Origin of the sequence: Actinomadura madurae (assembly GCF_900115095.1) — a bacterium.
Classification (GTDB): domain Bacteria; phylum Actinomycetota; class Actinomycetes; order Streptosporangiales; family Streptosporangiaceae; genus Spirillospora; species Spirillospora madurae.
The window spans coordinates 1-11,538 of record NZ_FOVH01000042.1 but is presented as its reverse complement, the minus strand read 5'-3'; the positions used below and the strand labels follow the sequence as shown (position 1 = coordinate 11,538).

Genomic DNA, 11,538 nt, shown 5'->3' with positions numbered 1-11,538 from the left:
CGCCGATCCGCTCCCGGCGCGGGCCGCGTCGGCGCCGTCCCGCCAAGCTGCACGGCGACAAGGGCTACGACTACGCCGACCTGCGGCGCTGGCTACGCAGGCGGGGCATCACGCCGCGCATCGCGCGCCGCGGCATCGAGTCCTCCGACCGGCTGGGGCGGCACCGCTGGGTGGTGGAACGGACGGTGTCCTGGCTGAGCGGCTGCCGCCGCCTGCACCGCCGCTACGAACGCAAGCCCGAGCACTTCCTGGCCTTCGTCGGTATCGCCGCCACCCTCATCTGTCACCGCCGACTCGCCAAATGAGATGACGTCTAAGCGCGGCGCGGGCTTTTCAGCGGCGGACCAGGGCAACTCCCTCTGGTGATTGACCGAGCGCCCTATGCGCGCATCGCCGCCTCATGCAAAAAGCGTAGATGGGGCCTGATTTGGGAGGGAGGAGAACGGACCGGCCACGGCCTAGAACTGGTAGACGGGCCGAGGTAGGAGGGCCGATGAATGGCGCGGTTCGCCAGACGTCAGGAAGACTTCGACCACACGAGATGGCTCGGTCTCATCGATGTCACCGGACCGTTTCTCAGCCTTCCGATCCTCCGCCGAACCTGGCCCGCACTTGACGCGCTGGGCAAGGCGGCCCGTGAGCGTCTCCGGCTGGAGCACAAGGCTCTTCCGGGGCGGCCGTGGGTCGACTACGTCCTCACCGAACTTCTCGGCTGGGATGACCTTGTCCACTTCGAGACCGATGTGGGCAACCTGGTCATGGACGTCCCCGCGTACGACACCACGGTGAAGCCCTCATTCGCGCTTCGCGAGCGAGGAGCCGGAGCCGACGCGGACTCTAAGAGCATCCGGCTACTCGGCCTCATCAGCGATGGGCACCCCAACCAGCGGATCAAGGACTCGGACTGGCCGGCCACTCCGATCGACCGCGTCGCGCAACTCTGCCGCCACCACGAGGTCCCCTTGGGTCTGGCCACCGACGGCCGCTGGTGGGTGCTCGTCTGGGCGCCACGAGGCGGTGTCACCGCCACAGCCGTCTTCGACTCCGTCAACTGGAACGAGGCGGCGGAACGCGATGTCGTCCGAGCCTTCGTGTCCATTCTCGGCCGGGCCCGCTTCTTCGGTGTACCTGACGATGAGACGCTCCCAGCCCTTCTGGAGGCGAGCAAGGACAGCCAGGAGGACATCACCGAGGCCCTCGGGGTCCAGGTCCGTCAGGCCGTCGAACTGCTCGTCGCGGCCATCGGGCGCGCTCACAACGCCGACCTGGCCCGGGGCGGCACCGGAATCGGCGACGTTTCCGCCCACGAGGTGTACCGCGGAGCCGTCGCCGTGATGATGCGCGTCATCTTTCTCCTGTGCGCGGAAGAATGCGGACTCCTGCCCGCGGACAAGCCGCTATACTGGGAGTCCTACTCCGCGGGGCTGCTGTGCGGCGAACTGGAGAAACGCGTCCGGGACGGCAGCGAAGAGGACTTGGAGCACACCCACGCGGGATGGTCTCGTCTTCTCGCTCTGTTCAGCGCGGTCTACCACGGTATCGACCATCCCAACATGCCGATACCGGGCCATGACGGCTCCATCTTCGACGCACACCGCTACCACTGGTTGCCGCCCACCATCGATGACCGCACTGTCCTGCACATGCTGCAATCGGTGCAGTACGTGCACATCGGCACCGGCAAATCACGTGAGCGTCGCAGGCTCTCCTTCCGGACATTGGCTGTGGAGGAGATCGGCTATGTCTACGAGGGCCTGTTATCCCACGACGCCTACTACGCCGATGAGACGTTCGTCGGACTCATCGGAAGACCCGGCCACGAAGAAGAGGTGGCCCTCAGCACTCTTGAGAATCTCGCCGCCTCATGCCCGGACGTCCCGTCCTTGGCCGCGCGACTCGCCGATGAGTACAAGCACTCTCGCATCGGATCTGCCAAGGGCCTCGAAAAACGGCTCGCGCCGCTCTCGGACGCCGAGGCCAATGAGGCGCGTCGAAAACTGCTGGCGGTCACCTGGGGTGACTATCAACTGGCCGAACGCTTCCTGCCCTTCTTCGGCATCATCCGCCGAGACCTGCGCGATCTTCCGATGGTCATCCTCACGGATGCCTTGTATGTCACCGAGTCGTCTCTTCGTCGGAGAACGGGTGCCCACTACACACCCAGCGACCTCGCGAAGGAGGTCGTCGAAAACGCCCTCGAACCGCTTGTCTACTCTCCTGGACCGTTGCAAACCGCAGACGAGAAGGAGTGGAGTCCCATATCGTCGGTGGAGATCCTCTCTCTGAAGATCGCCGACATCGCGATGGGTTCGGGCGCGTTCCTGGTGGCCGCCTGCCGTTACCTTGCCAACCGACTTGTCGGCGCTTGGATCCGCGAGGGCGACGAACGCATACGCGACTACAACTCCGTCGCCACGGTACCGAGCTTCGACGCCGATGCCGACCCGGTCGTCGTCGAGGCCCGCCGCCAGATCATCGAACACTGCCTTTACGGTGCGGACATCAACGAGATGGCGGTGGACATCGCCAAGCTCTCCCTCTGGCTGGTGTGCCCAGACCGTCCGTTCGCGTTCTTGGACGACCGTCTCGTCGTCGGCGATTCGCTGCTCGGAATTACATCCCTCGACCAGCTCGAAGTCATGCACATGGACGCCGAACGCGGCCGTCGCCTGCACGAGGACGAGAGCGCCCTTTTCGACTTGACCACGGGCATCCGCGAACTCGTCGCCCGCGTGGCCACCAAGCGCCGCCGGTTAGCTGAGATCGAAAACACCGACCTGAAGGCGTTGGACGACAAGCGCGCGATCCTCGCCGGAATCGAGCACGACACCGAACGCGTCCACCTGCTCGCAGACCTCACCACCGGCGCCGCCCTCGCCCACGCCGGCAGAGGCACGACCGGCCTCGACACCGCCTCGAAGCTGGCCGTAAGCGCTGCCCTCAAGGTTCTATCCGGAGACGAGCGGGCTCGACTCACCGCCCGCGACCAACTCGACGCGTGGCTCCGCACAGACCAACCGGACGGAGCCTTCGACCGCCACCCCATCCACTGGCCCCTAGCCTTCCCCGAAGTCTTCGAAAAGGGCGGCTTCGACGCCATCATCGGCAATCCACCCTTTCTCGGCGGTACGAAGATTGCCGGTCTATTGGGACGCGCCTATCGAGAATATGTGGTCGCTGATATTGCCAGAGGGGTTCGTGCCGGCGGGCGATGTGATCTGGTCGCCTACTTCGTTCTGCGCGGTCATTCCCAGTGTAATGAGAGGGGGCAGGTAGGGCTGATCGCAACAAATACCCTTGCTCAAGGGGACACCCGAGAGGTGGGGCTTGAACAGGTCATCGCTCGGGGGGCGACCATCCGTGCTGCGATCAAGTCAGAGCCTTGGCCGTCAAAGAGTAACTCTTTGGAATACTGCGCGATCTGGATGAGCAGGCTTCCGCCGTTGGAGGAGGCGGCTCGAATCTTAGATGGGGTGAGAGTTTTCGGGATAAACTCCTCTTTGGATCCGGAGTCCCGAATCGCCGGGCCGGCTTATCGCCTGGCGTCCAATTTTGAGAAAGTCTTCCAGGGATCCAAGCTCGATGGCATCGGCTTCACCATGGAACGCGGACAAGTTGACGCATTTATTCAGAATGACCCTCGGAATGCTGACGTTCTTTTTCCCTATCTCAACGGTGAAGATCTAAATTCTCGCGTCGATTTCACGGCTAGTCGCTGGGTAGTGAACTTTCGACAGTGGGAGGAGAGGCGGGCCAGTGCTTACAGAGGACCATACGATCACGTTCGCCGCTTAGTGAAGCCGCAGCGTGCTTTGCACGGCGAGAAACGTGCTCGAGAGGGGTGGTGGCGCTTTCAACGCACGAGGCCCGAACTCTACGATTCTATCAAAGAATTAAGGAGGGTTATCGCGCTCGCGCTGGTTAGTAAGACTGTTATGCCCGTACTGGTGCCCAATGGTCAGGTATTTTCGCATGCGCTTTGTGTGTTCGCCACGGATGATACCGTGATGCTCGCGCTGCTGAGCAGTTCGCCGCACTACTGGTGGACGCTCTCGCGCGCATCGACGCTGGAGACCCGAGTGCGGTACACGCCGTCCGATGTGTTCGAGACATTGGCGTTGCCTGAGATGACGTCGGAGATGCGGGCGTTGGGGGACCGGCTCGATCGGTTTCGGCGGGATCTTATGCTTGCGCGGCAGGCGGGGCTTACGAAGACGTACAACTTGGTGCATGACCCGACGTGCCTTGATACGGACATCGTGGAGCTTCGCCAGATCCACGAGATGATCGATGAAGCGGTGTGCCGGGCGTACGGATGGGACGACTTGATTCCGCAGCTCGACCACGGCCATCACAGGGTCGGTCGGGAGACGAGGTACACCGTTGGCCCGGCGGTCCAACGGGAGTTGGTGGATCGGTTACTGGAGTTGAACCACGAGCGGTACGCGACCGAAGTTGCTGCCGGTCTCCACGGTGAGAAGTAAGACTAGTTCGGCACCAGGACTAGCGCTCGTGGAGACAATTGGCGCGCAGAGGCTTCGATGTCCACATCTGGTGTCAACGCGATGAGTGCGCACAGGGCACCGTGGAGGAGTCGGGAAAGTTCGGGCCTCGAGTTCTCGCTGAGGGTGAGAGCCGCCAGGATCGAGGTCGCCGACAAGACCAGATGGCTTTGCTTGACGGGGCTCCGGTCGGAGAGTGGAGCGACCAGTGCCATAGCGTTCTTGATCAAGGCCGCCATTTCCCGCTCGCCATTCGTCTCCGCGAGCCTTTCCGCGTCCGCCAACGCTAGGACCGGGTCCTCCGCAGGTGACCAGTAATACGGGGTGCCCAGTTGATCCTGGAGTACGTCTGACAGCCAGTTCCGGCCTGTTGTTCTCCGAGGCTGGTTGGATCCGTCATGCTCGACGAAAATCTGACTTACCCAATAGCGCATCAGGTGGGAGCACGCCCGTCCTATACCGGTAACGGCTTCAGGGCGCACCGTCCAGAGATCGCTGTCGGCAGCTATGCGCGCGAAGGCGAGATCGTGTGCGAGTGCGTGAGCGGAAATGCTGGAACTCCGCAGCGTCCGAACCCGAGCGAGCGCGAGGTCCCGGACGCGGCTCAGGAGGCGTTCGAGAGTCTGATCACGGTAGGCGTAGGCGAGGTCGATGGCAAGGGAGAGCTTGTCGGCGAGGTCGGGGACGTCGCGGGGAGGCACCCTGGCCAGTGCGCCGATGAGTGTGGTGATGGGGCGCCTTGCGTGTGCCGCCTCGGAATCGGGGGCGTGGATAAGTGCGAGGTCGAGAGCCCTTCTCATGCCCCGGCTGAGGGCTTGGTCAAGGGTGATATCGATGTCGCGGCTTACGTCGCCGATGAAGCGGAGGTCTCCGCCGACGTTGGGGTCGCCGACGCGGGTTTCGCGGTTCAACAGCTCCGAGAGGGCGCGGGAGAGGATGCCGATGTTTCTGGGTGCGAAGTCGAAGTCGAGCCCGAGGTCGAGTTCGAATTCGAGGCCGCGGCAGACGCGGCGTGCTTGATGAAAGACGGTGACACTGGCGCGGTCGAGATCGCGATCGAGGTCGCGTTCGCCGTAGGGCTCGCGCGGACGTCGGTCGGAGGGGTGGCGGAGCAGATGGTCGAGGTTTGGACGGAGTCCGTCGGTGAGGTCGAGGGCGCGGTCGCGGGTGAGTTCCCGAGTGCCTTCGCGGTCGAAGGAGAGGTCGAGGGCCACGTCGAGGAGGTGGAGAAGGCGATGCTCGGGACGCGCGAGGTCGCGAGGGGCGGCGAACGCGGCCAATTGGGGGAAAGTGAGAGACGAACGGTGCCGGAGGAGCCGGAAGAACATGTGCGTGTGGTCGAGGATCACATCCGGGTAGTTCTCGACCTGCTGGGCGGTCGGGTGGTGGGGGTGCTCCGCCGGGTCGGCCGTGACGAGGCGCATCTGGTCCTGCTCCCCGGTCCGGTCATGGTCGGCGGCGTAGAGGATAGTTTCGGTGCCGGGATAGAGGTCGCTCCCGAGGGCGTGCAGGGCCTCGGGCGGAGTGGGCAGGCGGTAGCTGGTGCCGTCACCGAAGAGGCCGTTCAACCAGTCCACAAAGTCCTTGAGATCGCGGGTCCATAAATAGCCGGTGAGGGCGCCGGGCGGCGCGAGTGGGCGGTCGGTACGGCTCGCAAACCGGTTCCACAGGGCGGCGTCGACGGGGTGGGCGCAGATGCGGGTGCCCGTGTCGTCGAGGGCATGGGTGTCCTGGAGGGCGCGTACGGCGGCGACACCGTCGAGCAGCCGGACCTCATCCGGGTCACCGGGTTCGGTGGTCAGAAGCCGGTCGAGCTGGTCGCGCAGGGCTGGGTCGAGCTCGCGAGCTTCGTCCGCGCAGGCGAAGGCGAGGTTGAGCGCGGGGACGGTGCGGGCCGTCAGGCACGCTTCCACAACGGGACCGGCATCCGCGCGGGCCGCCCACAGGAGGGTGGTCTCCCGCCACCATGGGTCGCTGACGTTGTCCACCAGGACCTGGCGCCTGGACGCATGCCCGGGGACGAGCGCGGCGGCCAGATACTCCTGGAGGGTGAGGTGTGCGAAACCGTAGCGCCGGTGCCGATGCTCCAGGAGCAGACCGCTGCGCCTGGCGTAGTGGAGGAACGCGTCGGGGGCAATGTCCGGTGCCGTGCGCTGGAGCACGGTGCGGATCGCGCGCTCGGCCTCCTCGGCCGGGACGTCGCGTAGCCTCCGGCGCATCATGTACCAGGCCAGTTCCTGGACGATGCGTTCCTTCTTGTCGCCGCTCAGGCCGTCCAGCGCGGTGTCGGCGAGGTTCTTGGCCTCCTGGCGGCGGTGCAGCAGGACCTGGCACACCTCCTCGTACAGCGCGGCGCGGCTGCCCGGCAGGCTGCTCCGGTAGCGGTGGACATTGGCGATCATGGTCAGCAGCAGCGGGTTGGCGGCCAGGTCGTAGAGCGCCGGACGCTCGATGATCCGCCGGAACAGGTCGTCGGCGGCCTGCGCGGCGATCCGGTCGATCTCCTCCGGGTCGCCCTCCCGGGAGCGGCGCTCGATGGCCCGGTACCACGCGTCCAGGAAGGCACGGATCTGCCGGCTGGTGAACCGCTGCACCTGGAGGACATCGGCCCGCGACAGGCGGTTGCCGTCATAACCGAACGGACGGGACGTGACGACGAACGCATTGCCCGGGTAGCGGCTGATCTGGTTCTCGACCCACTGGACCACGCGGCCGCGGCTCTGGGCGTCGGCGACCTCGTCCAGGCCGTCCAGCAGCACCACGCACCGGCCCCGCTCCAGCCGCTTCTCCAGCCACTCGGCGGAGGCCGCGCCGCCCAGCCACGGGGCTGCCGCCACGATCTCCGGCAGGCCCGCCGGCTCCTCGGCCTGAAGGTCCTGCACGTGGTCGCGCAGGAACAGCAGCACCGGAAGCGGCCCCCGCGACCACCGCCGCTCCGCCATCTCCAACGCCGTGTATCTCGCCAGGGTCGTCTTCCCGGACCCGGCGGCGCCCAGGACCGCCAGCACCCGTCCCGGAGCCAGGAAGGACGCGAGCGGTTCCCGCCTGCCCAGCACCGTCGGCGGGACGTGACCGATGCCGGCATCGGTCACGGCATCGGTCACCGGCCTGGGCTGGAGCATCACGTCGACGTACACCTGCCGGGTCCGAAGTACGTACTCGGCCTGGGTGACCAGCCCGATCGTCTCCATCTGGTCGACGGCCGAGCGCATCCGCCGCAGGTACTCCCGCCGTGATCCCCTCCGCGTTCTCCGCGCCTGCGCAGGGGTGGAAGCGGTCTCCGTCTGCTGAGGCGCTTGCGTCAACGCGCCCAGCACGGTGAAGACGAGCGCCAGATATCCCCAGCTCCAGCTCAGCTTCCCGTTGTTCAGGATCTGGTTGACCGCCACCCCGGCCGCGACGGTCAGAGATGCCGCGATCAGCGTGCGGCCCCCGACCTTCAGCATCCGCACCACAGCCGCCCCCGGCGCCCGACAACAAGACCCGTGAATCCACTAAACCCGGCCACTTCGCCGCTCGGCGCGACCGTCGCCAATCTGAGACCTGATGTCCGGCCGGTCACCTCACCCCGTCAGCGGCGGCACGTCCTTCCCTGGCCGCCGGAAGACGCGTTCGTAGGCGGCTCGTTCATGAGCGAGCGCGGACCAGTCGTCAGGCTCTTCGGCGAATGCGAAGCACTTCGCGTCCCCGAGAGCCCAGACCTCCGATTCGATCCAGCCCAGGTGCCGGTACTTGCGCGGAGCCATGCTTTGGGAGCCGAAGTCCCACCCGACCGCCGATACCGCCTTGCCCTCGAACTGCCTTCGGGCATGGTCGACATAGACGCTTTCGGTGATCGTGTCGGGGTGGAGAAACGAAAGGTCGAAGCCGTTGTCGCCGAGACCGAAGGCGGCGAGTCCATAGAGGAAGGTCGTCTGCACGTCTCTCTTCGAGCAGAACTCCGCGATGCGGGACGCGCCGAGGCGCGTCCCGGCGAAGGAGATGACGTAGAGGCGCCGGAGCGGGTGTGAGTCCAGGTAACGCCGAACGGCGGCGATGATCGTCGCTCCGGACGCCACCGTGTCGCCGATGATCAGAGTGTCTGCGGGTGCCTCGAAACAGACGTAGGGGACCTCGATCTGTGCGGCGTCCTGAGTGACCGCTGCGCGGCCGGTGGCGATCATGTTGGTGGGCAGGTTGCGGCCGGCCTCCGCCGCCATCGCCTCGCCGAGCTGGTACACGAGCCCCTTGCTAAGGATCATCAGCTCGGCGGTGTCGTCGGGAGCGAGCTCGTCGACGACATGGGCGATGAAATGACGGCTGCAGCGGAGGCAGGTTCGCCGGAACTCGACGCCGGTGAGGTTGCGGTCGAACAGCAACTCTTCAAGGGCGGCGTTGCGGACGACATGGATTCGTGAATCGCCGATGGGTTCGGCGACGCTATGGCCCGTGTCGGTTAACACCTCTCATCTGCTTCCTGCACGCGGCAGTCGCTCAAGGGCTTCCAGCATCGGCGGGTCGCCAGGAAGGACGTTGTCGCGATACTCCGTTATGGCGTCGTCAAGCCAGCTCGGCATGTGATGAGCTTCCGGGGTCTTCTGATCGGCGATGTGCGTCAGCGTTTCTCCGGCGGCCAGGAAGTCGTCCACGACCGCGGTCGCGAGCGCCGCGACGTGCGGGTGCACATAGTCACGCACCAGCACGCCGCGATACTCCAGCTCATCGGCCCGGTACTTGGAGTTCGGCGGGGCGACCACGATGATGGGCGTGCCCAGGAGGGCGGCGGCCGTCATCTCCACCCCTATGCCGATCCCGCGCCTTTCCCTGGCGTCCACGATGACCGCCGTCGCGACCATGACCTGGTACATGTCGCGGCCGAACTGCCCCAGCGTGTTCCGTGGATCAGTGATCGGGTCGTCCGGGTTCAGGAACACGACCTCCGTCGGCGTCGCGCCCTTCGCGACCTCCAGCCGCTCGACGTCCGACCAGCACAGCTTCTTCTCATCCGACGCCCCCTTCGAGATGGAGCCGGAGCAGTACACGGATAGGGTCATGGATCGTCTCTCCATACGGGTTTGTCGGTGAAGGTGACATCGGTCAGCGCGTCGGCCACCGCGAGGACGTTGGACCTCGCCTCGGCATAGGCGCCGGCGGGCCGGAACCCGGAGGATCTCCGGGCCTCCAGCGCGGCGATCCGCAGTGCGTTCATGGAGCGCCCGTCATAGGCGCGGTCGGCGATCAGCCCGAATTCCGGCAGTGATCTCAGTCGCAGCAACTCGTCCCAGTCGGCGAACCGGTGCACGAAATCCCGTACTTGAAGCCAGTGCAGAACGGTGTCCAGCCGGCGTGCCGACAGCAATCGGCCGTCCATCTCCTCCATGGCCGGGGTAAGGCCGCAGGTCAGATCTCCCAGAGAGAGGTCGACCAGGACGGCGGCGTCCATGTCGAGGAGGTAACTGCGGAGGTAGGCGCGGGAGAGGAAGAAGGCGAGCCGCGTGCTCTCCGCCGGGTTCAACCGGGTGGGGAGCGTCCGTTCCACGAACCGCGCGATGAACGCCTGGCCCTCCAGCCGATCCGGCGTCCTCGCGAGCAGCCGTTCGACCCGGCCGTGGGGCCGGTGCCATCTGCGCGCGGTTCCGCGGACGATGCCGTGCAGGTCACCGCCGGGTTGGAGCGCGTCCCGCCAGAGGTCGCCGATTCCGACGGCGGTCGCTGTGCCATGGCGGGGAGCCCACATGAAGTCGGGGTCGGAGCAGATCCCGCGCAGCCCCGCGCGGTGATAGGGGTTGAGCGGATCATGCCGGTACTCGTGGACCTTCATCTCCCGGTAGTCGATGAGATCGGGGACGGGCGAGATGTATCGGACGGTCCCCGTGCGTACCAGCGGTTCCAGACAGCCCAGGAAGATCCGGTACCACGGGATCTCGAAGATGTACGAGGCCGGGATGAGCAGATGGCGCTCGGTGAGGAGTAACGCCAACCTGGTCGCTTCCAGGGCCTGGGTCAGGACGAGGCCCGCATGCTCCCCCCGGACCTCTATTCCGTAACACGCCAGGATCTCGGGGTTCGTGTACTGGACGAACAGCGGCCGATCCCGTCGATAGGTGCTGCCGCCACCGGTGATGCCCTGTGCGACGGCCCTGCCGAGAACCGCGGTGACATAGATGTCGCGTGCCGCCACGAACGCGTCGCGTCTGGCCCAGACCGCTTGCGTGGGCTTCGGACGCTCCAGTTCATCTCCCATCGGCGTCCATGGGTTCCTGGGGGAACGATATGTGCTGGTCCCTGCCCGCGATGAAGGCGTTGCGGTTGGCCGTGATGTTCTGCACGACGTGGACGGTGTCCGTGTCGGCGAGCGCACGCCGCACCTGGGCGACGAAGTCTTGAAGTTCGGCCGATGCCTCGACATGCTCGACGAGGAATGCCGTCAGCAGAGCCGTCCATCTTGCCTGCTCGGCCTCAAGAGCCGTCCGCTCCGGCGGAGACTGCCGTTCCAACCTGCTCGCGGACTCCTCCAGTTCTCTGGCGAGGTCCGCTTCGGCGGCCGGGGCACCGCGGCCGATGATCCGTGCCAGGCGTGTTCTGGCCGTACCCCAGAAATCGGTGGCCATGGCCTCCACCAGGGCCGCCCCCACCGCGCCGGCGAGCCCTGCCAGCGCCGGATCCATGTGGCCACACCTTCCCGATCAACTATGGTCGTCTGTGTCCCTAATTCAGGCCTCATTATGGGTCGGTAATCGCGGATCTTCCAGGGTTATCGCGCACATGGAAGGTCGCGGCCAGAGAACACTCGCCTTTATTTCGGTCATATCTGGCAAGGTTTCGGATGTACTGAACAGGGCCGTAACTTGAAGGAGGTTCGCATCAGGGTCGCCGTGCCTGCCGAAACGGGCGAGCGCGAACCTGTCTGGTTTCGGAGTTTCTGTCCATAAATGCAGGAACTTGCAGGTGTGTCACGTTCCCTTAGTGCGTGTTTGAGAAGTTGATCTCGGTCGGTGTGTCTGCGTGATGCGGTGTGCCGGTTCGTGCAGGGTGTGGCGATGGCTCGGACGTCGTG

At 65.5% G+C, this 11,538-nt stretch carries 7 protein-coding genes; 2 read left to right on the top strand and 5 right to left on the bottom strand.

The features are described from left to right. Both BM339_RS47165 and BM339_RS47160 read left to right on the top strand, forming a co-directional pair. A partial coding sequence (locus tag BM339_RS47165; protein WP_075025092.1) for a transposase occupies positions 1 to 305 on the top strand: 305 nt, incomplete at its 5' end. Between the two features lie 192 nt (positions 306 to 497). Next, positions 498 to 4,484: an Eco57I restriction-modification methylase domain-containing protein gene (locus tag BM339_RS47160; RefSeq protein WP_075025091.1), complete on the top strand. Its 3,987-nt coding sequence runs from the start codon at positions 498 to 500 to the stop codon at positions 4,482 to 4,484. A gap of 2 nt (positions 4,485 to 4,486) precedes the next feature. On the opposite strand, the gene BM339_RS47155 is transcribed toward BM339_RS47160, so the two are convergent. The 5 genes from BM339_RS47155 to BM339_RS47135 form a co-directional block, all read right to left on the bottom strand. After that, positions 4,487 to 7,948: an NACHT domain-containing protein gene (locus BM339_RS47155; protein WP_256255903.1), complete on the bottom strand. Its 3,462-nt coding sequence runs from the start codon at positions 7,946 to 7,948 to the stop codon at positions 4,487 to 4,489. A gap of 117 nt (positions 7,949 to 8,065) precedes the next feature. Continuing rightward, the gene (locus tag BM339_RS47150) at positions 8,066 to 8,944 is read right to left on the bottom strand and encodes a hypothetical protein (protein WP_143118907.1); all 879 of its coding nucleotides are present in this window, start codon (positions 8,942 to 8,944) and stop codon (positions 8,066 to 8,068) included. A 3-nt stretch (positions 8,945 to 8,947) separates the two neighbouring features. Further along, positions 8,948 to 9,523: a hypothetical protein gene (locus BM339_RS47145; protein ID WP_143118906.1), complete on the bottom strand. Its 576-nt coding sequence runs from the start codon at positions 9,521 to 9,523 to the stop codon at positions 8,948 to 8,950. A gap of 8 nt (positions 9,524 to 9,531) precedes the next feature. Then, positions 9,532 to 10,725 carry a hypothetical protein gene (locus BM339_RS47140; protein ID WP_075025088.1) on the bottom strand — a complete coding sequence of 398 codons (1,194 nt, stop codon included), beginning with the start codon at positions 10,723 to 10,725 and terminating at the stop codon, positions 9,532 to 9,534. Then, positions 10,715 to 11,149: a hypothetical protein gene (locus tag BM339_RS47135; protein ID WP_021594440.1), complete on the bottom strand. Its 435-nt coding sequence runs from the start codon at positions 11,147 to 11,149 to the stop codon at positions 10,715 to 10,717. Before BM339_RS47135 ends, BM339_RS47140 begins: the two co-directional genes overlap by 11 nt. Positions 11,150 to 11,538 lie beyond the last annotated feature (389 nt).